The organism is Bacillus sp. AFS015802 (assembly GCF_002561455.1).
GTDB lineage: Bacteria > Bacillota > Bacilli > Bacillales > Bacillaceae_B > Rossellomorea.
Genome location: NZ_NTUP01000004.1, coordinates 128,660 through 150,208, shown reverse-complemented (window position 1 = coordinate 150,208; position 21,549 = coordinate 128,660). Strand labels below are relative to the sequence as shown.

At 38.7% G+C, this 21,549-nt stretch carries 24 protein-coding genes and 1 riboswitch; of the genes, 5 read left to right on the top strand and 19 right to left on the bottom strand.

Translation table 11 applies throughout. The features are described from left to right. Positions 1-11 precede the first annotated feature (11 nt). The 3 genes from CN378_RS03140 to CN378_RS03130 are packed head-to-tail and all read right to left on the bottom strand — an operon-like array spanning position 12 to position 2,537. Entirely contained in the window at positions 12-848 is an 837-nt protein-coding gene (locus tag CN378_RS03140) for a MetQ/NlpA family ABC transporter substrate-binding protein (RefSeq protein WP_098350479.1), read from the bottom strand. Between the two features lie 11 nt (positions 849-859). Next, entirely contained in the window at positions 860-1,522 is a 663-nt protein-coding gene (locus tag CN378_RS03135; protein WP_098350478.1) for a methionine ABC transporter permease, read from the bottom strand. After that, the gene (locus tag CN378_RS03130; RefSeq protein ID WP_098350477.1) at positions 1,512-2,537 is read right to left on the bottom strand and encodes a methionine ABC transporter ATP-binding protein; all 1,026 of its coding nucleotides are present in this window, start codon (positions 2,535-2,537) and stop codon (positions 1,512-1,514) included. Before CN378_RS03130 ends, CN378_RS03135 begins: the two co-directional genes overlap by 11 nt. Positions 2,538-2,659: 122 nt before the next feature. After that, a riboswitch (SAM riboswitch) is annotated at positions 2,660-2,764 on the bottom strand. A gap of 384 nt (positions 2,765-3,148) precedes the next feature. On the opposite strand from CN378_RS03130, the gene CN378_RS03125 reads away from it, so the two are divergent. Continuing rightward, entirely contained in the window at positions 3,149-3,943 is a 795-nt protein-coding gene (locus CN378_RS03125) for a DUF2935 domain-containing protein (RefSeq protein WP_098350476.1), read from the top strand. Positions 3,944-4,110: 167 nt separating this feature from the next. Here CN378_RS03125 and CN378_RS03120 read toward each other — a convergent pair whose 3' ends face one another. Further along, positions 4,111-4,368 (bottom strand): hypothetical protein, encoded by a 258-nt coding sequence (locus CN378_RS03120; RefSeq protein ID WP_098350475.1) that lies wholly within the window; start codon positions 4,366-4,368, stop codon positions 4,111-4,113. Positions 4,369-4,534: 166 nt separating this feature from the next. Next, positions 4,535-5,956, bottom strand: a complete 1,422-nt coding sequence (locus CN378_RS03115; RefSeq protein WP_098350474.1) for a M1 family metallopeptidase — start codon at positions 5,954-5,956, stop codon at positions 4,535-4,537. 265 nt (positions 5,957-6,221) lie between these two features. Between CN378_RS03115 and CN378_RS03110 the strand changes: the two genes are divergently transcribed. Continuing rightward, positions 6,222-6,656 carry a hypothetical protein gene (locus CN378_RS03110; protein WP_098350473.1) on the top strand — a complete coding sequence of 145 codons (435 nt, stop codon included), beginning with the start codon at positions 6,222-6,224 and terminating at the stop codon, positions 6,654-6,656. 432 nt (positions 6,657-7,088) lie between these two features. On the opposite strand, the gene CN378_RS03105 is transcribed toward CN378_RS03110, so the two are convergent. The 3 genes from CN378_RS03105 to CN378_RS03095 form a co-directional block, all read right to left on the bottom strand. Further along, on the bottom strand, positions 7,089-7,433 hold the full coding sequence (locus CN378_RS03105; protein ID WP_098350472.1) for an ASCH domain-containing protein: 345 nt from the start codon (positions 7,431-7,433) through the stop codon (positions 7,089-7,091). A gap of 140 nt (positions 7,434-7,573) precedes the next feature. Continuing rightward, a complete protein-coding gene (locus CN378_RS03100; protein ID WP_098350471.1) occupies positions 7,574-8,293 on the bottom strand; it encodes a hypothetical protein in 720 nt (239 codons plus the stop codon). 390 nt (positions 8,294-8,683) lie between these two features. Beyond that, a complete protein-coding gene (locus tag CN378_RS03095; protein ID WP_098350555.1) occupies positions 8,684-9,187 on the bottom strand; it encodes an MgtC/SapB family protein in 504 nt (167 codons plus the stop codon). 424 nt (positions 9,188-9,611) lie between these two features. On the opposite strand from CN378_RS03095, the gene CN378_RS03090 reads away from it, so the two are divergent. After that, positions 9,612-10,364, top strand: a complete 753-nt coding sequence (locus CN378_RS03090) for a hypothetical protein (RefSeq protein ID WP_098350470.1) — start codon at positions 9,612-9,614, stop codon at positions 10,362-10,364. 616 nt (positions 10,365-10,980) lie between these two features. On the opposite strand, the gene CN378_RS22830 is transcribed toward CN378_RS03090, so the two are convergent. From CN378_RS22830 to CN378_RS03065, 4 genes are all read right to left on the bottom strand, one after another. Further along, the gene (locus tag CN378_RS22830; RefSeq protein WP_257140973.1) at positions 10,981-11,157 is read right to left on the bottom strand and encodes a hypothetical protein; all 177 of its coding nucleotides are present in this window, start codon (positions 11,155-11,157) and stop codon (positions 10,981-10,983) included. A gap of 168 nt (positions 11,158-11,325) precedes the next feature. Then, a complete protein-coding gene (locus tag CN378_RS03075; RefSeq protein ID WP_098350468.1) occupies positions 11,326-12,597 on the bottom strand; it encodes a PucR family transcriptional regulator in 1,272 nt (423 codons plus the stop codon). Between the two features lie 107 nt (positions 12,598-12,704). Continuing rightward, positions 12,705-14,336 carry an L-glutamate gamma-semialdehyde dehydrogenase gene (gene pruA / locus CN378_RS03070; protein ID WP_098350467.1) on the bottom strand — a complete coding sequence of 544 codons (1,632 nt, stop codon included), beginning with the start codon at positions 14,334-14,336 and terminating at the stop codon, positions 12,705-12,707. A 54-nt stretch (positions 14,337-14,390) separates the two neighbouring features. Next, positions 14,391-15,308 carry a proline dehydrogenase family protein gene (locus CN378_RS03065; RefSeq protein WP_098350466.1) on the bottom strand — a complete coding sequence of 306 codons (918 nt, stop codon included), beginning with the start codon at positions 15,306-15,308 and terminating at the stop codon, positions 14,391-14,393. A gap of 319 nt (positions 15,309-15,627) precedes the next feature. Between CN378_RS03065 and CN378_RS03060 the strand changes: the two genes are divergently transcribed. Beyond that, positions 15,628-15,903 carry a hypothetical protein gene (locus CN378_RS03060; RefSeq protein WP_098350465.1) on the top strand — a complete coding sequence of 92 codons (276 nt, stop codon included), beginning with the start codon at positions 15,628-15,630 and terminating at the stop codon, positions 15,901-15,903. Between the two features lie 40 nt (positions 15,904-15,943). Further along, positions 15,944-16,639 carry a YfjL-like protein gene (locus CN378_RS03055; protein WP_098350464.1) on the top strand — a complete coding sequence of 232 codons (696 nt, stop codon included), beginning with the start codon at positions 15,944-15,946 and terminating at the stop codon, positions 16,637-16,639. Positions 16,640-16,829: 190 nt separating this feature from the next. Here CN378_RS03055 and CN378_RS03045 read toward each other — a convergent pair whose 3' ends face one another. The 7 genes from CN378_RS03045 to CN378_RS03015 all read right to left on the bottom strand — a co-directional run bounded on the left by CN378_RS03045 (position 16,830) and on the right by CN378_RS03015 (position 21,407). After that, complete coding sequence (locus CN378_RS03045; RefSeq protein ID WP_098350462.1) at positions 16,830-17,564, bottom strand: hypothetical protein; 735 nt, start codon at positions 17,562-17,564, stop codon at positions 16,830-16,832. Positions 17,565-17,635: 71 nt separating this feature from the next. Beyond that, positions 17,636-17,932, bottom strand: a complete 297-nt coding sequence (locus CN378_RS03040; RefSeq protein WP_098350461.1) for a DUF3784 domain-containing protein — start codon at positions 17,930-17,932, stop codon at positions 17,636-17,638. A 323-nt stretch (positions 17,933-18,255) separates the two neighbouring features. Further along, on the bottom strand, positions 18,256-18,432 hold the full coding sequence (locus tag CN378_RS03035) for an RNA polymerase sigma factor (protein WP_306471832.1): 177 nt from the start codon (positions 18,430-18,432) through the stop codon (positions 18,256-18,258). Between the two features lie 278 nt (positions 18,433-18,710). Further along, positions 18,711-18,932 (bottom strand): hypothetical protein, encoded by a 222-nt coding sequence (locus CN378_RS03030; RefSeq protein WP_098350459.1) that lies wholly within the window; start codon positions 18,930-18,932, stop codon positions 18,711-18,713. A gap of 197 nt (positions 18,933-19,129) precedes the next feature. Next, complete coding sequence (locus tag CN378_RS03025; protein ID WP_098350458.1) at positions 19,130-19,795, bottom strand: HAD family hydrolase; 666 nt, start codon at positions 19,793-19,795, stop codon at positions 19,130-19,132. 173 nt (positions 19,796-19,968) lie between these two features. Then, positions 19,969-20,313: an ASCH domain-containing protein gene (locus CN378_RS03020; RefSeq protein ID WP_098350457.1), complete on the bottom strand. Its 345-nt coding sequence runs from the start codon at positions 20,311-20,313 to the stop codon at positions 19,969-19,971. 584 nt (positions 20,314-20,897) lie between these two features. Then, a complete protein-coding gene (locus CN378_RS03015) occupies positions 20,898-21,407 on the bottom strand; it encodes a GNAT family N-acetyltransferase (RefSeq protein ID WP_098350456.1) in 510 nt (169 codons plus the stop codon). Positions 21,408-21,549: the final 142 nt, after the last annotated feature.

Below are 21,549 nucleotides of genomic sequence, written 5' to 3'. Positions count from 1 at the left end.
TCTTTTCCCTCCTAGTGCAATTCACTGACCGGCACGAATGTCGGGATCAGGGAATCTTTGTATGTTTTCTTGATATGTTCCGCTACGTCATCTTCCTGATAGAGCTCAACGATCTTTTTATAGGTTTTATTATCTTTATCTTTTTCCTGAGCGGCGATGATATTGATGAACGGCTTGGATTCCGACCCTTCGATATAGATGCTGTCGTCAACCGGGACCAACCCTGCTTCAACAGCCACACCATTATTGATGATCGATGCCGCAACATCCGGCAGTACCCGAGGTGTCTGGGCAGCGACGACCGGTGTGAATTCAAGGTTTTTCGGGTTTTCTTTGATGGCTTCAAGACCTTGTGACTGATCAAATCCTTCTTTCAGTTGGATCAAACCTGCTTCCTCCAACAGGAGAAGGGCACGGCCGAGGTTCGTCGCCTCTTGAGGGACGGCTACTGTACTGCCTTTCGGTAAGTCTTCTACCGATTTATATTTTTCCGCATAGATGCCCATCGGCGCGATGAGCGTCGAGCCGATCGGTACAAGATCCAGATTATGTTCTTCCACGAAAGAATCAAAATACGAAATCGTCTGGAAGGCGTTCAGGTCGATATCCCCATCGGCCAGGGCCTGGTTCGGCCTCACGTAATCGGCAAACTCCACGATCTCGATGTCAATCCCTTCCTTCGCTGCTTTCTCTTTCATATACTCCCAAATCGGCACCCCGGATCCATTCACTCCGACTTTCACGACTTCTTTATCTCCTGAGCCGGATGCACTGTTTCCCGAGCAGCCGCTCAAAATCAAGGTAATTAATAGAATCGCGATACTTGCTAGACTGATTGTTTTTTTCATATCTCTCTCTCCTAACGTCTTCTGATGATTTTTGATAATGTATTCCCTGCTGTCTGCAGTCCTTGGACCATCACAATTAAAATGATGACGGTCACAATCATGACGGATGTTTCAAATCGCTGATATCCGTAAGCGATGGCGAGATCCCCAAGACCACCGCCTCCGACTGCCCCGGCCATGGCTGATGCCCCGACAAGCCCGATGGTTGCAATCGTAATATTCAGGACCAGTGTACTCAATGCTTCCGGAATGAGGATCCCGAAGATGATTTGCCACGGTCCGGCCCCCATGGACTCGGCCGCTTCAATGACCCCCGGCTCCACTTCAAGGAGCGAGCTCTCTACCAATCTTGCAATATACGGTGCCGCAAATACGACAAGCGGTACGACTGCTGCCGCCGTGCCGATCGATGTGCCCACTACCAATCTTGTAAAGGGGATGATGGCCACCATCAAGATGATGAAGGGGATCGAACGGAACACATTGATGATGCTGCTGAGTACGGAAAAGACGGCTTTATGTTCGAGTAAGTGCCCCTTCCTCGTCACCACGACGATGATGCCGAGGGGAAGCCCAATCAACGTTGCGAATAGAAGGGAGAATGACACCATCGCCAAAGTATCCCATGTCGCTTCTATAATTCTTGGCCAGAATAATTCCCAGTTAACTTGCACGCTTCTCCACCTCGCTTACGAATAATCTGTTCTTCCAATATTCCAGGATTTCTTCCGTTTCGTTCTTGCTGCCGATGATCTGTACAATGAGATTCCCGAACGGCTTGCCCTGAAGTTCCGTGATCTGGCCGAACAATACATTGATGTGGGCATTGAATTTCTTTGCCGTTTCGGAAAGAATCGGCGCGCCCGTCGAATCCCCCTTGAAAATGAGGCGGCAGATGCGCCCTTCTTTGCTGTCATTCAATTTGTCGAGAACCGATGCCGGCAGCTGATCATTCATGACACTCTTCACAAAGTTTCTCGTCGTCGAGGTCTGGGGGTTAGAGAAGATATCGAAGACGCTTCCCTCTTCCACGATTTCTCCATTTTCCATGACCGCGACCTTACCACAGATTTCACGGATGACCCCCATTTCGTGGGTGATCATTACGATCGTAATCCCATACTCCGCGTTGATTCTCTTTAATAAGTTCAGAATCGATTCCGTCGTCTGAGGATCAAGGGCGGAGGTTGCTTCATCGCAGAGCAGGATCGAAGGCGACGTCGCCAGTGCTCTAGCTATCCCCACCCTCTGCTTCTGCCCTCCAGACAATTCATCAGGATAATGCTTCGCTTTGTCTTCAAGCCCGACAAACGCGAGCAACTCCTTTACTCTTTCGTTGATTTTATCTTTCGGCCATTTTGCCAGTTTCAGAGGATAGGCGATATTCCCAGCCACCGTCCGGGATTGAAACAGATTGAAGTGCTGAAAGATCATCCCGATGCGGTGCCGCTCCTTCCTCAGATCGATTGCCGACTGTTCCTTCAGGCTGCGACCCTCTATGAAAATATCACCCGAAGATGGTTTCTCTAAAAAATTGAGACAGCGGACAAGCGTGCTTTTTCCCGCTCCACTGAATCCGATCACCCCATAAATCTCTCCCTTCTCCACTTCAAAGGAAACTTCCCTCAATGCGGTGAATGGGCCATCCTTCGCCTCGAAAACTTTCGTAACATTCTGAACTCTGATCATACAAGACTTGCTCCTTTCCCTATGTATTCTTCTTGATGCCTGAGTTTTAAGGACATGGCTGAAAATAAAAAGTGCCCCCCTTCATAAGAAGAGAGGCACAAAAATATGTATATGTCCCGCTCTTCTCATCTTTCAAGTCATATGACTTGATGGAATTGGCACGGTATTCATAAGAACCCGTTGCCGAGGTATCGCAGGGCCAGTCCCTCCACCTCTCTGGATAAGAAGATATCGCTTTATTAAATTAAAGTTATGATGCGTTTTAGCATTAGGGTAATGGTAAAGGATTATAATTGGTTTGTCAATCCTGTTTTTGAATAAATTTCATAATGGAGGACATCATCAAATTGGTTCATTCAGCCAGTCTTTAACTAGTTGTAGCACTATTTTACGTTTTTCAATGAGAAGCATATTGACGATCGACAAAAAAAGTTCAGACGATAAAATTTTGGTACAAAAAGCACAGATCTTCCTCGGCAGGTCACACATAATCCCATACGTTCTCCCGAAAAACTCAATTCCTACACAAATCTGTTCAAACGGTTCATTTGGAATAAGACAACATTTCAACACGTATATTGAAAGGACTATTCAAACAAGAGGAGGATTTTATGTCAAATCCATTCGTTGCAAGATCGTTGGATGAAATTAGATTCTGGTCCAGGATCATGAAAGAGCATGCCTTATTTTTAAGTTTAGGTTTCACTTATGAGCAATCACAACTAATTGAAGAAGCTAAACAGTTCATTACTTTATTTGAAAGGATAGAAGAAAAATTATCTAGATACAGTTTAAATTCTGAATTACGTCAGGTTCAAGCATTCAATAGTGAGGTTTACCAAGCTGCTGCTGCTATATGGGGTTATAAACGAAAGATATTAGGGTTAACCCTCAGATGTGAAATCAGGCATAATAATTTTCCACTGTTAATTGATCACACAAGTAGGGAGGCAGCCTACTTTGCTAATCGATTGAAGGAACTAAATGAAGGCAGGCTCGCACCTACACCGGATGATGTCATCCAGGAAAATGTATTCTTTTTAAAAATTATGGCGGACCACGCCAAGTTCATCGGACATCTTTTAGATCCTTCAGAAAGGCAATTGGTGGAACAGGCAAGAGAATTCAGCCATGATTTTGATCAGCTAATGTTTCAAGCGGTTGATTTAGATTCTATGCGTCACCAATCAGAGACTGAACCATTATTGGATCAGTTCTTGGATCAAAACAGAGTCTCCGTAGTTTCGTTAAGAGATTTTAAGAAAACAGCAAGAGAATTAATCGAGGCATGTCGTATTAAAAGCAATATTCATCCCCTTTTAGCTGATCATACATTTAGAGAGGCTGAGAGATTCTTGGAAATCATTGATTTATTTGAAGCAAATATTAGCGCGAATCAAAAATAAGATCGTATTAAAATTTCAGCATTATTTAAGGAGTTGAAAAATGGTTTTGGGTTAGAGGAATGCATGGCTTGATAGTAAAAGAGCCACACATATGAGATATCTCTAAAATGTGTGGTCTTATTTTGATCTTATTTTCAACTAAAGCCCCTTTTCTTGAAAAAAGGAACTTATAGACCTCCGTTCATCATAATACCTAAAATTAGTATAATAAATCCCCCTACAAGTATTCCTAATAATGAAATGGAAGCTGTCTTGGCCTTCCCTTTTTTACTCAATAGAGCAGTTACCAAAGCTAATATTGCTCCAATAATTAAGACGTTGGTTCCTACATACCCACTAACTTTCCCGCTCATACTCATAAGAGCAAATAATAAAAAAGTAAACCCTATAACTCCAAGGGAAACCAAACCTAGGTACTTTCTCATTTAAAATCCCCTTCCGAAATATTATATTCTAAATACAACTCTGTATTATTAATTAGACTGTAAACAAAGTATTTAGTTTCAGATTATTACAATAATACCCCCCTTGAATTGAGCAAAGGGTGCCAGTTGTTCAGGGAACACTCCTAAAAAGGAACACATAAAAAGTTTATTCTTCATTCAAATTCAGCCATCCTTCAAAATCTTTATTATTCTCTAAGTTAAAATAATGCTTAGTAAACCTTATAAATTCGTTGGTGTCAATTCCTTTGAACTTGTACTCCTCAACGTATGTTTTAAGGAATTTCTTAGCTGTTCCTTCTCCTCCATACTTCTCAAAAAGCATCCCTAGTCCCATAGATGCTTTTCCATAAATATAAGAACTTTGATTACCGTTTTGGTATTGGTTTAAAGGAAGATTAACGGGGAGACTAAGTTCTTCTCTAAATTGATCTCCAAAATCAAAAGTAACGTCTTCCTCTTCATTAACGTAATACAAAAGCGTGGCAATCTCTGCTATACCCTCATCTAGCCAAGCATCGTTATAGGGGTCATTGCTAACCAAGCCATAGAACCACTGATGTGCTATCTCGTGAACAACCATACGTCTTAATGAGTCTGAGTCTACTGGTTTAGAACTATAAATAGAGCCCACAGTTACTACATTTGGGTACTCCATCCCAAGCCCTCCAAGGATTACATCAAACTCCTTATCAGTATAAGATCCGAATTCTTTTTGAAAATAGTCCAGAGCTTTCACCGCAGTTTCTAGCACTTCACTTGCTTGATCAGCTCTTTCTTTATCACTGAATACACGCACATTCACGTTATTTATAGTCGTTGTCTTATCAAAGATCAAGGTATCTTTTAGTAAAGCAAGGAAAATCTCTTTTTCATTTTTCACTTTGATTTTTTTCCCTTGGTCATTAAGTAGGTCATCGTCTTCACTTGATGAAACTATGGTATAAGAAGGTGGGACTTCTACATCCAATTGAAAATCACTAAAGGGAGTATGATAGGTTTCACCTCTTGATTGATACTCTTCTTTATTCCACCCGTTGCGATATGTTGGTACCATAGGATACCATTGGGCCAGATGAAGGCTTTCTCCGACTTTTGTAAATCTTAAACCCTCTGATGGCATTGTAAAATCATAGTTTATTTGAACATTGACATTGTGGTTCGGAGACAGTTGTGTTTTTAAGGGGAGGGTTAGGGTGTCTTTTTCTAAGGAGTAATTTGAAGTTGTTCCATTTAATTTGATATCTTTAATATTTACAGATGCCGGATGATCTAACGAAGGTGAACTTTCTTTTGTAAATATATTCGGAATGAAATATAAAACTAGCCTATCCCATTTGTCTTCAGATATATTGGTAATATCAATTTTTGCTTCCACACTAACCTTTTTATCTTTATCCATCTTTAAAGAAAGATTATAGGAACTCTTACTTCCTGGTAATACCTCTTTAGCAACAAAAGGCTGCTCTTTATTATTGCTCGATATGGTTAAGTCTCTTTGGAAGAGAGAACAATATGCAATTAAACAAATTAAACCAGAAAATATTACAAGGAGAGACCTATTCTTCAAATCATAACCCCCGTATGAAATGCAGTCGATTCTTTCAACAAATAGATGAATAAAAATTAAAACAACGTATACCCAAGATAATCTCCCTATTGAGTATTATGACTATGGGTTTGAATGTTCTTTGTGTTTGAAATATTTAACATTTTTCTATAATCTATTCTTATTCAGACAAGGTACTATTTATGAAATCTCCTATTTCACTCACTTTTTCCGGTATGATTAGCTAACTAATGGACAAAGTATGAAGAGACTGGAGGTGAATAAAGTGAAAAGGTTTATAATATTATTAGCGGTTTCCTTAAGTTTGAATGCTTTATCAATTCCAAGTTCGGCTAGACAGTTTGAATATCCTGCAAACAACGAAAAATCGTTTGCTAATGAAAATGTATTTTATCAACAAATGAACAAAAAGGATTATATAGAGTATAAGGATGCTGCATATAGTGTTAGAAAGAAAATGTCTTATAAAGAAATACCTGATGCATTATTGACATTTGAAAAGAAAACAGGAAATTATGTCGGTCAACCTAAACAAGAGCTCGCCACTTCTATACATCCTGATCGTCAAGTCTATTTCCTCGCTTCTTTTGTACAAACCCAAAATAAAGAGTATTGGAAGCATACAATCATAGATGCAGAAACTCAAAGACCACTTGAAGGTGGGATTTCTTATCACAGTTATGAAAATCCTTATAGATAATCCCTTTTAGTCGTCAAATTAATTGGCGACTTTTATATTTGTCCTCGGGTAACTTTTTTCTGTTAATCTCCCTAATAACTGAAGAAGGGTAATAACACATCAAACCAATTTTTATTGTTTTTTCCGCTCACAAATCTCCAGTTTGTTGTTCCATTCTACTCTAGCAATAATAGTGGTGGCTTTTCTTACTTAATCAAGATTACTTCAACCTTCACTGCCACGACAAATTATTTTGCCAGTTCTCGAATTTTTGGAAGTAGCATTTAATTTAGTAACACCTCCTAAGGAACCTGCAATTGAATCAAGTCGATATGTTATTTTCCGATGGATTAAACTGCTATTTAACTGAACAAGTAAAAAACCAAAACGTTGAACATCAGTCCCCGATCTTCATCTATATCCCCCTATAAAGGAACAAGATAGTTATACATTTCACCTGGAAAGGTTGACCCAGATAATTGCCCCCATAGGATGCTTATATGGAATGGGTTCTTCATAAATTTGGGGCTTTTCAAGAACCCAAGCATACGTTTTTTTATAAGGTAATGCTTGAAAATTCTCACTTTGAACACGATGAAATTCATTGCTTACTTGGTAATCCTTTAGGGTCAACTCTTTACTATCATTTACATTCACTTCACCATATATCATGCCTGAACCACTCTTTATAAGAGCGATAGGTCCTCGTATCTTTGTATTGGAACCCCTGATTTCCCAAGTCTTTTTCCCTTCCAATATTAATTCAATCCAAGGGGATTTTACTATCAGTCCTTTCATTCTACCTCTCCTTTTAAAAAGTTTAGAACTTCAATTTCCTTATTCAACATGTTTTTATTCCTTAATACGCTATCGCTTGCTATGTAATTGAAGGAAGGGCGGCTGCTTGTTCGGCATACACCCCTATAATGGACCCAGAACTATTGTGAAAGATTTGTCAGTTCAAAGAATTCAGGTTCTGGTTTCATTATTTTTGTACCTTTTTGGGATTGAAAATAAATTTCTTTATCATTTCCGTAGTACACCTTAATATCTAAATTCCCGAACTCAATGACACTTGATTTCTCTCGATTAGGTAACTTCTCATCATTCCAGTCAATCGCCTTATTTATTAATGTTTTTATTCCTTTGAGATTCGTTTTGTCATCTATAACTACACAATCCTCTTGGTGTAGGGTTTCATAAATACAAATGCTGTTTGGTAATTCTTCTATCCAAGAAGTTGATTGATAAATAGGAGTCTTATCAAAGATAACCTCTGTTTCTTCATCAAATTGATTATAATTCGACGAAATCCATAACTCTCCGTCAAAACCTTCTTTTCTCCATCGAGAAGAAAAGCCGGACCAATCATTTTCAACATCGTTATCATCCAATCCTGACTGGACATATTCAATTTTCCAGCCAAGGGATGGAAGTTTATTCATGTAAAAGCCATAAATATCTTCCCAACGATTTCCCTTTATTACATATTGACTTCTAGTTGGTTTTAATCCCTTATATAAAGGAATATCTTCGTGTTGCTCTGGTATAATCGACATACCTTTATAAGTATCATCAGTGATTTTATGATAGGCAAACCAACTCATAGAGATGATTATTGCCACTCCCACAGATAATAATAAATTTTTTCTACTCACTTAATCCCCCCTATGAAATCTTAGATCATTAACAAAGTTATTATTCACTAGGTAACAAACATTGTTATCTAAAGAAACTTACCTATAACATTTCACACGTCAGATTAAATGTCCTTATGGAACATCCGCTCCACTACTACCTTATTTTACCACATGTAATATTTTGGAATTAGAAATACTTGTGAAAGATAAAAATAATTCCCAGGCTCTGCTTTTTACTAGTGAACTTGATTCTTCCCCCAAGGGTTAGGAGTCATGTGAAAGTCTGTATTGCGTATCGGAGGGAAGACTGGTCTGATTGCACAAAAAAACTGACCCATGCCAAATCGCAGGTCAGTTTTTCATTCGTTTATATAAAGAACATTAGAAGTTCTACATCCCAGCCTTCTGCTACTCTTTCTCATCCTCTTTCTTCTTTCCGATCTTCGGCAATCGCACGGTCGTAATTTCCCGACCTTCAAAGAAATTTCCAATCCTCGTCATGATGAACGTGACCAGGGTAGCAAAGATCACAATACCGTAAAATCCTGCTCCAATCCCGATACCGACTCCCCCCACGTAGAAAATCATCGCAGCGGAAGTAAGTCCTTTCACCCTCAGGCCGTCCTTCAGGATCACCCCTGCCCCTAGGAAACCGAGGCCTGATACAATTTGGGCGGCGAGTCGGAAGGGATCCATCATTTTCCCACTGTCCGGTTGACTGAGCATTTCGGCACCTTCAATCGAGACAATGGTGATCAAGGTACACGCAACCGATACATACGTATATGTTTTTAAACCGGCTGGCTTATTCTTGGATGACCGGTCCCATCCGATGATGAAGCCTAATATGGCACTCACCACGATCCTGAAATAAATATCATGCTGCCAGAAGAAATTCGTTACTATATCCATGAAATGCGCCATGACTCCACCCTCCTTAAATGAAAAAGAGACCTCGCCACAAAACGAATGCATTCTTTCTCCTCTATCAGGGGAAAAAATCATGCATGTCGCTTCATAGGTGATCTCTTCCGTTCTTCCTACCAAGCTCTTAATACGAATATTTTTTCTATTATACACTAATTCTCCTGTCATTTCAATGTAAACCAGGGAAGGTTCTCACTCTACTTTTGGGTTATTTGGGGATGGGCTATAGGAAAAGGTAGAATCAGAACTTTACCCACTGTACAAGATATAACTCAAGTTGGATTACCATTTCATCAATCGAAAATATTCCTGTAACCCCCCAAAATAAATTACAATTATGTTACAATTTTATTTCATGCTATTTTTATAGCTTGATAGAAATGGGGGATCAGAAAGAAGGCGTTCTAGTATGAAAAACATTAAAAAGAAAGTTGCTTTAGGATTTCTTTGTCTGGGGTTAATAGGAGCTACTTTATGGACTGTAAGTAAAACAGGTGCTGATAATGTTGCTTCTGAAGAAGAAGGACAAAACGCAGAGAAAGTTGTTTTTAATAATCAAATAGAGCTAACCATAAATCCCGAACAGATTTACGGAACATTTGAAGCTGAGCATAGCTGGGATATAGATCCTCGAGTTCCTGAAAATTTAATTAGTAATGGCAAAACGTCAGTAGTCCAACTGAAAGTGCTTTCTGTAGGAGAAGCAGAAATGCTGCCTAAAACAGAAAATTTTTATACAGAAATACCCTATACACCTATCAACGTTGAAATTATTGATACAATTTCAGGAAATCCCTTGTCTGGTAAAAAGACTATCTACATTGAAGGGGGAGATATTAAAATTTCTAAACTTCTTTCATCTATGGATACTCAAAGAAGTTCAAAGATGGGATTAGATGAACTGTCACAAGACCAAAAGGATTCAATGTATATTTCTTATAAATCAGAATTTGATTATAAAATGAAAACTGGTAAAGAGTATGGAATTATCTTAGTAAATCCTATAGAGGATATTTATACTGTAATGGCTAATGGATATGGAATTTTTGATTTAGACACAACAGCAAATACTAAAAGTGTTAAAATGGCAAGTAAAATGTTTAAAAACGTAATAACAGGCAAAGAGTCTGCTTTAAAATTTTCAGAGTTAAAGAGCAACTAAACACTATCAAATAATATAAACAAGAGCAAAAAGACCAAGGAAACTCTTTGCTTTTTGCTTATTCCGATGGGTGCCCAACCTAGATACTTTCTCATGTTATCCTCCTGACAGTGCCTTCTTGATCCATTAATTGATCTTCGACTATTGTTCAAAAGTCACTTGATCTTTTTCTGTTGATTAAGAGCAACCAGATACACCATAATTGAAAACAAAATGTTGGATAATAACGCGATTAAGGACAACAAATTATCAATATTGAAAATTAGCGTAAACGCTATGGCTGCTAATACACTAACCAGTAGAGGATACATTAAACTTAATTGCCTATAAAATTTGTAGAGGATCAATGCGAAAACACTGACCAATAACAGCATTATTAAAATTTGTAACATTAGAAGTGAAAAAAATTCCATTATCCCCCTCCTCTATGAGTGTAATTTTACACTTATAGAGTTATTTTATCAATGTCATTTATCAATTATTTTCAACCGTTGCTATCTGGATGGATTCAGGGGATAGAGATCAAGTGGAAGAAGAGACAGAACCGTACGCACTCAACACTTTACAATTAAAGAAAAAGCGATTGCTATAGCAACCGCTTTAACTCTAAAAAGGATTAGGTTAATTCATCATAATACTTCTCCGGATCCGAAATTTGATTTGCCACAAAAAACGCTGCCTGACTCTTAAACATGTCGATATAAGAATCGTAATCCATCGCCAATCCTTCTAACTCATCAACGCTTCCCTCAACACTGACTGTATCTGTGACCAAATCGACTAGTACTTTCATATAAACGATCTCATTTTATGAAACGGTTCCTGTTACTTGTTTCTTTATTAAATCGACCTTAGTAATTCTGTCCTTTACACCTGTTGATTTGAATACAGTATATCCGACGCTTACGTTCTTCTTCACTGCAAATACCCCACTATTTTAAATTTCCCCAGGCTAAAATGTTTAAATTCCCTTCAACGCATCCTTATACCGCTGATAATACGCTTCCACATTATTCAACAGCAACAACTCCGTATACAAATACACCTTCATATTAAAATCATTAAAATCAATCGCAGTCAGTTCCTGTATCTTCTTGATCCTATAGTTCAACGTGTTCGGATGGATAAACAGCTCATTCGCCGTCTGTTTCCCCTTCCCGTCATTCGCCAGGTACACTTCAAGCGTCTTAAGCAAATCAGTTTGCTTCTTGACATCATTCTTGATCAACACCAGCAAATCATCACTGTAATAATCCTTTGATGTGTTTTTCTCATAAAGGGTCGGCAAGTACCTGTAAATACCCAGATGAGCGAATTCCCGGGGCATGGATTCTGGACGCGGGCTGATGAAGTTAGCCGTTTCGATGACTTCTGACGCTTCCAAGAAGCTTTTTCTCATTTGGTATAAGGTGGTGTATTCCTTCCCTATCCCGATGAGGAAATTGTAGAATTCTTCTTCTCCTGTTTGTTCTTTCACCTTTTCGACGAGATCTCTTGCTAATTCCAGGGAAGAAGACGGTGTATCTGACTTTCCGTAGAGAACGAGGATCACCTGGTATTCCGTCCGTAGTGAATAAATCTTTGTGTTAAAGCTGGATTCCTGGACCAGCTTCTCCAGTTGGTCGAGCATAGGCTTATAGTCCGACGATGCGATCGAGTACACCGCTACCGTGAACCGTTCCGGCAGGGTCAGCTTGACGAGGGAGGCATCATGGCGGAGCTGGCTTTCACTCCCGTACTCGTGCTGCAGGAGATGCCACAGTACTTCTTCTTTTCTGTCCTTTTTGATATTGACCTTTGCGTACATATCATTGATCAGGGTTCCAAGGTGTGCGGAGATTTCTTCAAGGAATGCGAGCTCTTCATTTTCCAAGAGACGGTTGGATTCCTGAACCCAGATATATCCCATCGTGTTTCCCAAATACTTGGCGGCAATGACGACGCGCTGATGGAATCCCAGCTCTTCCATCGCCTGCACCCGGATCGGATCCGTATGTTTCTCTAGCTGGTGGACGATGCCCTCTTTTTTCAGCCGGTCGATGATGAAGACCGGACATTTTTTCGTCAGGATCGTTTTCAGCTGTGTTTGATCGAATTTATTAGAAGAGGAACTGTATGAAATCAGTTCGAAATTTTTGTTTTCAATGATGACAGGATTGCCCAGTTTTGAGCTGATCAATTCCGTCGCTTTATGAATGTCTTCTGTTTGGAGGATGATATCAATGGCTTCCATAGGAATCTTACCTTTCCACGAGTGTTTGTGATTCCTATTATAGCGTTAAATCCCCCAATAAAAAATGAAAAGCTCCCCCGTATTGGGAGAGCTTTTCCGAGTTCGATTTATTCCTCATCCATAAACGGATAGGTAATGTCTGTTGTTGGAGCAAAGTTTTCTTTGATGATACGAGGACTGGTCCAGCGAATCATGTTGAACACAGAGCCTGCTTTATCGTTTGTACCTGAACCGCGTGAACCGCCGAATGGTTGTTGGTTGATCACGGCACCGGTTGGCTTATCGTTGATGTAGAAGTTACCGGCTGCACCGGATAGACGGCGTTCCAAGTGCATGATCGCTTCACGATCCTGTGCAAAGATTGCACCCGTTAATGCATACATGGAAGCAGTATCCACTGAAGTCAGTGTTTCTTCTAATTGATCGTTTTCATATACATAAATCGTTAATACCGGTCCAAAGATTTCTTCGGTCATCGTTTTGAAGTTTGGATTCGTTGTCACGATGACAGTAGGTTGAATGAAGTATCCAACAGAATCATCATACGTACCGCCGGCAATGATTTCAGCTTCTTCCGAATCAGCCGCATAGTCGATGTAGCTTGTGATGGAATCAAAGGCAGGTTTATCAATGACCGCACCCATGAAGTTCCTGAAGTCTCTGACATCCCCTACTTTAAGCTTAGCCGTTTCTTCCACGACACCGTTTTTCACTTCTTCCCACAGGCTTGCCGGGATGTAAGCACGTGAAGCGGCAGAACATTTTTGACCCTGGTATTCGAATGCTCCGCGAACAAGGGCAGCGACCACTTTGTCTGCTTGAGCTGTTTCGTGAGCGAAGACAAAGTCTTTACCGCCTGTTTCCCCAACTAGACGAGGATACGATTTGTAGTTAGTAATGTTTTCCCCGACTGTCTTCCAGATCGTTTGGAACACGCTTGTTGATCCAGTGAAGTGGAATCCGGACATGCGTGGGTCTGTTAATACCACTTCAGAAACTTGAGAACCGCGTGAAGGAACAAAGTTGATAACGCCTTTAGGCAGGCCAGCTTCTTCCAGGATACGCATGAAGTAGTAGTTTGATAGTAAAGCCGTTGTAGCCGGTTTCCACACCACTACGTTCCCCATGATCGCAGGTGCTGACGGCAGGTTTCCACCGATTGCCGTGAAGTTAAATGGAGAGATCGCTAATACGAAACCGTCTAATGCGCGGTATTCTAAACGATTCCAGATGTTCTTCATGCTGTCCGGCTGCATTTGATAGATTTGGTTTGCATAATCCACGCCAAAGCGTAAGAAATCCGCTAATTCTTGTGCAGCATCAATTTCCGTTTGATAAGCTGTTTTAGATTGACCCAACATCGTAGCCGCATTGATGACGTCACGGTATGGACCAGAAATTAAGTCAGCCGCTTTCAGGAAGATGGATGCTCTGTGCTCCCATGGCATATTGGACCAAGATTCCTTCGCAGCCATTGCCGCTTCCACTGCATCGCGAAGTTCTTTTTCTCCTGCTTGTGAATAGGTAGCCAATACATGTTTATGATCATGTGGCATCACGACTTGCTTCACTGTATCTGTCTTGATTTCCTCACCATTGATGATGATCGGGATCTCAACCTCAAGACCAGATTGGCGTTCTAACTCAGCTTTTAACGTTTCTCTTTCTTTCGTACCTGGGGCATATGTATTACCAGGCTCATTTGTCGGTTTTGGGATGTTGTAAATTCCGTTACTCATTCTCTTCACATTCCTTTCTGATTACATTCTGTCTGGATGTTTTTTATAAAAAAGTTACTTGCTGAAAATCCCTTTCAGTGCGAATGCGATGTTTGCCGGCCGTTCCGCCAGGCGTCGCATGAAATACCCGAACCAATCCTCGCCATATGGCAGGTAAATGCGGACGGTGTATCCTTTTGCTAACAATTCGGATTGCAATTGGTTCCGCATTCCGTAAAGCATTTGAAACTCGAAGCGATCGTTCGGGATATTGTGTTCTTTCACTAATCCGATGGTGTAATCGATAATCGCTTCGTCATGGCTTGCGATCGCTGTATAATGGCCGTTCAAGAGTTGCTTCTTGATGAGATGCTTAAGATTCTCATCCACCTTCTTCTTCTCCTGGAACGCCACTTTACCCGATTCATTATATGCACCCTTCACAAGCCTCAAATAAGGGGAGAACTGATTAAGATCATCCACATCCTCCTCTGAAACATAGAGATAGGATTGAATCACCGTCCCCACATTGTCGTACTTTTGACGGAGCTTCTTGTAAACGTCAAGGATGGCATGGCACCTCGAGGAATCCTCCATATCGAGAGTGACCGTGATTCCGCTTTCATTTGCCTTCGACAGAATCAACTCCATGTTTTCCATGACAAGATCTTGACTGATATCCAATCCCAGGGAAGTCAGTTTGACAGAGATTTCAGTCTCAAGCCCATGATAGGCAATGGCACTGATACTCTGGATGCATCCTTGGACATTCTCCCGCACCACCTCTGTGGAATCGACGAACTCACCAAGATGATCGACCGTTACCTGGAATCCCTCCTCGTTCAATTGCGTAATCAATGGAATCGCTTGTACAAAGGTTTCTCCCCCCACAAGCTTGTTAGCCCCAAATTTCGATCCCCACCGTTTAGCCATTTTATCCAATGCCTTATTGTGAGAAAGAAACATGAAAAAACGCTTACTGATTGCTTCCATGATTACAACACCTCCTTATAGTGACTGTTACCTCAAGTGCGAGGTGATTAAACGAAGAAATGTAAATCTTAAGAAAATTATAACGGGAATAGTGGCTCGGAAACAACGTGCTCGGGACACAAATATTTGTGGGTTGAGTTATGGTGGAAACACAAAAGGGGGATTGGCGGAAAGGTAATAATATGTAAAACAACGAGAATGCTCATCATTTTTTTAAATGGATGGTATTTTTTTCAAATAAATTTAGTTGTAAATAAATCCTTAAAGTGTATAATTACACTGTACAGATTTATACAAACTCCTAACAGGTGGTGTGATCGTGACAGAAAAAAGATTTTCTTGGTTAAGCTATTCAGCTATTGGATTAGGAACCTTGTTGATTTTTCACCCTTTGTTAACGAATTTTTTCCCGGACTATTTTGTAGGTTTACAATTCACCGGTATCTCATTAACGCTGCTATTCAGTGTTTTAGCCTTTAAGAAAAAGAATGAAGAGAAACTATTGGCTTTTATAGGGTTATCGCTTGCCATGATTATGTTGGTGTTTGTTGGTGTCCTTCTGTATATACCTTTTCATAAACAGAATCCAGTGTAAGTATTGCTAAACACCTTATTATCGTATGGAGTGACTTTATATGAATAAAAAACGGATCTTCAACATGCTCATGTTACTAATTTTCTCTTTTTTGATTATATTGATCTACTCTATTTTTAAAGGGATCCCTTTCGGTAGTTATATAGCAAAAGCAAAAATCACTGATTATGTGGAGCAAGTCTATGGCTTTAATGAAAGTGTCCCCAAACCACCATTCAACATCGAAGATTCCTCTTATGAAGTGTACCTCCCACAATTAGGAAGCCGATTTTCCTATGATCTTTTACATAATCTAATTGTTGATGAAAAACTAGCAAATGAGGTGAATGATGAATTCCAGGATGATTACAATACGATAAAAGATTCATATAGAGACAATATTGAGTTGCCCGACGCTTTCTTGTTTAGCTCGGTTTTAGCTAATGGTGAATATTCAAAGAATATCCCAGTGTATCAAAAGATTTATCTTCTAGGAATTATCAACCGTAAGAAAATTTCTTCCGAGGAAAGTTCTAAAATGCCTGCCACACTGACAAAAGAAATAATAGAAGGGCTCGGGGAAAATTACAACATTACATCTCTTCAAGTGATATACACTGATTTAAATGGGCAATATGAAATCACGTTAGATAACAAGAAACCTATTTCAATTAAGACATTGAGTAAGAATACATCAAAAATGGATCAAATCGGCGAGGAAGATATAGAATTAATCCGTGAACTAAATGAAAATTAGTTATTCAACGAAACAGCTTTTTCCATAGGCAATAAGATTGTTAGAAGGACCATACAACCGGTGATGCAAGTAGGGAAGAACAGCCGTCACTCGCTTAGAACCTTTTATACTAATTTCAAGTACCTCGGGTTTATTAAAATCAAATACATCCGGATTTGATTCGAAGAGTCGTTGAATATGTTGAATCCGATCAGTCTGATTGATCTTCATTTGTAAGTTCCTCTAACTCATCCATTATGTCTTTCCAGTCATAATATTTCTCGGGATCTTCTAATTCATCTGGATTCTTAACTTGGGCGTAGACTTCATAAAAAGATTTATTCCCGTGGCTCTTTTCATACGTACGTTTTTCTTCTTCCAACTCTTTGATGATATCCAACCGGGTACGGTTACGGATCTTAAATGCCTGAAATATGGCTTGTATACGCGATGACCACAAGCTGTCCTTCCAATAAAATGTCACATGAGCAGGATATCGATTATGTTTATTTGTATCAACCACCTCTAAACCAAGATTTACATAGCGACTTAGAGTAGCCTTAGAAATTTTCAAGCCATTGCAGATCATATTGGAAGAATAAAGATAGTCGTGCTGGTAATCATATTTCAAAGATCCCTTGTCTGAGATAAGTAAGAACAGGGAATCGAGAAAGTATTTCGTGACAGCCAAATTCTCCACAGGAGGCATGGCCATATCCCTCAATGCTTCTGACAGTGACACGAGCAAGTTTTTATATTCATCAAGAGAATTCATTTTCTGTTTAAAAACTGTATCTTCAGTGTGTAGTATTTTCCGTACAAAACGATGATGTTTCATTTCAGTGGCATGCGCTAACATGAGAAACACAAATGCAGGGTCTTTTTCATAATCGATGTTATCTAAAATCAAGGCAGCAGAATTTATTTTCCCTTCTTCAATAATCATCACAAACCCCTCCTTTATCTATATTTTACCACAAAATGAAACAAAAAATACTTTTCGTTTCACCCCACTAGCTAACTTTCATGTTTAGCCATCCTAACATTTATCACGATCTGTGCACTGACAATCACAATCACCACACCAATAAAGACACCTACCGTCAGCTCATCCATAAAGAAACTAAAAACAATGGTCCACATCCCCATGACCATAACGAAAATTCCATTCACTTTTCCAAACGCAGATTCATTCTTGATGCTGCCTTCCTCATATCCTGCCATCAATTTGTAGCAACGTTTTTTCCATACCAACAACCCCATAATAATAGTGAGTACTCCTATTGAAATAAATATTATTTGAGCTACAAACATTTATTCACATCCTTGTTTGTACAGTGCAGTGGAGATTGTAGGAACTTCCATTCTCCTCTTGCCTTAAATCAGACAGTTATATTTTACCAAATATATATATAGTAGAACTCACTGTATTAAATTTGGCCAGTTTGTAAGCGGAGATTTTCCGGTTATACTAAGCTCGGACCTTGTTTTTTGGATAAATAGGCGGACGATTTCCGCTTAAGCACAGAAAAATCCAACCTTTTTTGTATTTTCAAGTAAATAGGCGGAATTCTTCCTTCTATTTAAGCCTTTTTTAATAGTAATGACTAATTAAGCGGAATCTTTCCGTCTATATATCAGCTCTGTTGCTTAGCCTGACCTCCCAACCGATTAGTACTGGAAAATAGCCATGTTTTCACAGAGGATTTCTCTTTAAATTGTTGTTTACTTCTGTAGGCTTTCAAAAAGGTCTCCTGTGTTAAATCCTCTGCTTGTTGATAGTCCCGTACCATTAAAAGTATGTATGTGAGGATCGATCCTCCATATAGAGTAAACCTGTTGATAATTCATCCCAACTTGCACAAGCCGTTCTTCCACAGAGTTTTATTTGATTGGTTTTAGTAAGAAATAGCATAGAGACACCCCATTCAATACAAAGTTTGTCTCTATTTTCTATTCTTGATTGTTGTAAAATATGCAACACTTAACTCACCGATATTCCCCTGATTCCATTCACCTGCTCAATAATTGAATAAGGTCAATAGCTGGATTCATTAGCTGATCTTCAGTTATTGCCCCCGATAGCAGAAGATTAATTAAAACTTTCTTCTGCTTTTTCTTTTGCATATAAAACAGCTTTAACCAAGCCAATACCTATAAGAGATAAAATTGCATTAAACCCAATTGAAAACAAGGCTAAGATTGGTACTTCGAATACGATAGAATATAAATATCCTGCTAGCATACTGATTAGTACAATAAATAAAAAGTGAATTCTTCTAATAAAAAATGCAACAAAACCACTTAACAACATAACTAATGACCCCCATTACTAAAAAATGAAGACTGAAAACCAACAAGAACTCCATATTATCTTTCCTTCCTTTTGCCTTTGATTAATATTGGTAACGTACACCATTAAACTGCCCGATAATTGAAGAAAGGCAATAGCCGGATCAATTTACTGATCTTAAGTTATTGCCTCATTTAGCTGATTAAGTAAGATACTATTTACTTCACTTCGCTACCCATCAGAATATCTTTCACCTGGTCAACTTTATCAACAATAAAAGTGGGGTTACAATGACTTAATTCTTCACATGAACCATACCCATAAGTAACTCCAATAGAGTCAATCCCAGTATTAATTGCCCCAATAATATCGTGCTTTCTATCTCCTATCATAATAAAGTTCCCAAGTGTATATTCAGTATATTTATTTAGTATGTATTGAATGATTTCAGTTTTTGAAGCTCTTGTTCCATCAAGGTTACTTCCTACAATAAGTTCAAAATACTGCTCAATATTAAAATGCTTTAGAATTTCCTCAGCGAAAACAGTAGGCTTAGATGTCGCAACAACTAATGTAAAGCCTTGTTCTTTTAACGATTTTAATAGCAAAGGAATATTTGCATATAACTCATTTTCAAACATTCCTATTTCCTTAAACCTCTCCCTATATAAATCTATTGCTTTTTGGGTGTTTGTCACATCAAAATTGTAATATTCAGCAAATGACACTTGTAATGGAGGTCCAATAAAACATTCAAGTTTATCAAGATCGGGCTCAACAATGTTCATTTTATGTAACGCATATTGAACGGATTTGGTTATTCCTACCTTTGGGTCTGAAAGTGTTCCATCTAAATCAAATAAAATTACTTTATATTTTTCCATATGAAAACTCCCTTCTAATAACAATTAATCAAATTAACCTTATCATTAATAGAAACAAATTCTGATTTCTTTATTAAACGATACTGCCCATTAATTGAAGAAGGGCAGTATCCGGCGATCAATTAGCTGATCTTCAGTTATTGCCACCTATACCGGAACAAGACAGTAAGATTTTATCTGGAAAGGTTGAACCAGATTATTGCCCCCATAGGATGCTCATATGGAATGGGTTCTTCATAAATGTGAGGTTTTTCAAGAACCCAAGCATAAGTCTTTTTATAAGGTAATGCTTGAAAATTCTTACTTTGAACACGGTGAAATTCATTGCTTACTTGGTAATCCTTTAGGGTCAACTCTTTACTATCCCTTAAATTCACTTCACCAGAAACCATACCTGAACCACTCTTTATCAGAGCAATAGTTCCTCGTATTTTTGTATTGGAACCCCTGATTTCCCAAGTCTTTTTGCCTTCCAATATTAGTTCAATCCAAGGGGATTTTACTATTAATCCTTTCATTCTACATCTCCTTTTACAAAGTTTAGAACTTCAATTTCCTTATTCAAAATGTTTTTATTCCACAAACCTCCCTTTAGTAGAACAAGGCAATTAGCTTTATGAATTGAATGATCTTCGTTTCCCTAAATGAAGTGTAAAATCATTTAGTCAAGCCATTTAACTATTTTGTTAAGAAAATGATTGCTAAAAATATTACTTCAAATTTATTATTATATTTTCTTTTTCTACTAATTTTTTGTCTATATTTATTTTGAATTTTAAATGAATCTTTTTTATTATGGTTCTCCATTTCTTACCTCCGAAAAGAATAAGACCTGATACATATCCAATTATTTCAAAATCGAGCATCTTACTCAAGAAAAACTTCAAACGAAAAGAAGCTTATCCATATTCTAGATAAGCTCCCGTTAGTGGAATAAGCACGTTATTCACAACGACTAAATACTCTTTCAAATTCACCATCTGTTTTTTAGTCACTCTTTAAATCTAATACTCTTCACTAAAATCATATTGCTTGACCCAAAATACCCCCCATTTAAACACTCACCAGTTTGTTCATTTTTCTCAGGAGAGCGTAAGGATGCTTATAATATACGAGAATAGTAAGCTACATCGGCAACTCGTCCGTGTAAATGCGATTCAGGCAACACCGCCACCAAAGTAAATCCGAGTTTTTCAATTAACTTTTTTGACGGGATATTTTTATTATCTATAGTAGCAAATAGGCGTTTAAGGTTTAATGTGCTTTTACTATGCTCAATGACCGCGGAAACCGCTTCATACGCAAAACCGCTTCCCCAATGCTCCCTCATGAAGCGATAACCAATTTCCCCAAGATAACCTTCTGCTATTTCTGGAATCATTACATCACCGATGAATTCATCCGTATCTTTTAAGGCGACCGTCCATTTTGTTTCTGTACGATTCCTAACCATTTCTAACATTGAGTGTTCATCACGAGGGGGATTAATTCCAAGAAATTCTTTTACTTCATCATTGTTCAACATTTTCATCATATTGGGAATGTCTTTTTCCGCTCTCGGACGTAAAACCAATCGTTCTGTTTGAATTTTCGGTGCTTCTTTTTTTGCCATGATTTATTCCAGCCTTTTTGCCTCCGCTACTTTAAGAAGCCTTTTTTTTAGAGCCTTACTTACTGCTTCAATTGCATGAATAACTGTTGTATCAATCAATGGAACTTCTACTCTTATTAATTCCGTGTCCCCTGGTTTTCTA

Bases quoted from the DNA above. Each gene is read 5' to 3' on its own strand.
- CN378_RS03140 (WP_098350479.1), bottom strand. From the start codon at position 848: ATGAAAAAAACAATCAGTCTAGCAAGTATCGCGATTCTATTAATTACC.
- CN378_RS03120 (WP_098350475.1), bottom strand. From the start codon at position 4,368: ATGAGAAAGTACCTAGGTTTGGTTTCCCTTGGAGTTATAGGGTTTACT.
- CN378_RS22830 (WP_257140973.1), bottom strand. From the start codon at position 11,157: ATGAAAGTACTAGTCGATTTGGTCACAGATACAGTCAGTGTTGAGGGA.
- CN378_RS03125 (WP_098350476.1), top strand. From the start codon at position 3,149: ATGTCAAATCCATTCGTTGCAAGATCGTTGGATGAAATTAGATTCTGG.
- CN378_RS03065 (WP_098350466.1), bottom strand. From the start codon at position 15,308: ATGGAAGCAATCAGTAAGCGTTTTTTCATGTTTCTTTCTCACAATAAG.
- CN378_RS03025 (WP_098350458.1), bottom strand. From the start codon at position 19,795: ATGGAAAAATATAAAGTAATTTTATTTGATTTAGATGGAACACTTTCA.
- CN378_RS03090 (WP_098350470.1), top strand. From the start codon at position 9,612: ATGAAAAACATTAAAAAGAAAGTTGCTTTAGGATTTCTTTGTCTGGGG.
- CN378_RS03015 (WP_098350456.1), bottom strand. From the start codon at position 21,407: ATGGCAAAAAAAGAAGCACCGAAAATTCAAACAGAACGATTGGTTTTA.
- CN378_RS03095 (WP_098350555.1), bottom strand. From the start codon at position 9,187: ATGGATATAGTAACGAATTTCTTCTGGCAGCATGATATTTATTTCAGG.
- CN378_RS03045 (WP_098350462.1), bottom strand. From the start codon at position 17,564: ATGATTATTGAAGAAGGGAAAATAAATTCTGCTGCCTTGATTTTAGAT.
- CN378_RS03030 (WP_098350459.1), bottom strand. From the start codon at position 18,932: ATGTTGTTAAGTGGTTTTGTTGCATTTTTTATTAGAAGAATTCACTTT.
- pruA (WP_098350467.1), bottom strand. From the start codon at position 14,336: ATGAGTAACGGAATTTACAACATCCCAAAACCGACAAATGAGCCTGGT.
- CN378_RS03075 (WP_098350468.1), bottom strand. From the start codon at position 12,597: ATGGAAGCCATTGATATCATCCTCCAAACAGAAGACATTCATAAAGCG.
- CN378_RS03105 (WP_098350472.1), bottom strand. From the start codon at position 7,433: ATGAAAGGACTGATAGTAAAATCCCCTTGGATTGAATTAATATTGGAA.
- CN378_RS03040 (WP_098350461.1), bottom strand. From the start codon at position 17,932: ATGTTTGTAGCTCAAATAATATTTATTTCAATAGGAGTACTCACTATT.
- CN378_RS03055 (WP_098350464.1), top strand. From the start codon at position 15,944: ATGAATAAAAAACGGATCTTCAACATGCTCATGTTACTAATTTTCTCT.
- CN378_RS03020 (WP_098350457.1), bottom strand. From the start codon at position 20,313: ATGAAAGGATTAATAGTAAAATCCCCTTGGATTGAACTAATATTGGAA.
- CN378_RS03130 (WP_098350477.1), bottom strand. From the start codon at position 2,537: ATGATCAGAGTTCAGAATGTTACGAAAGTTTTCGAGGCGAAGGATGGC.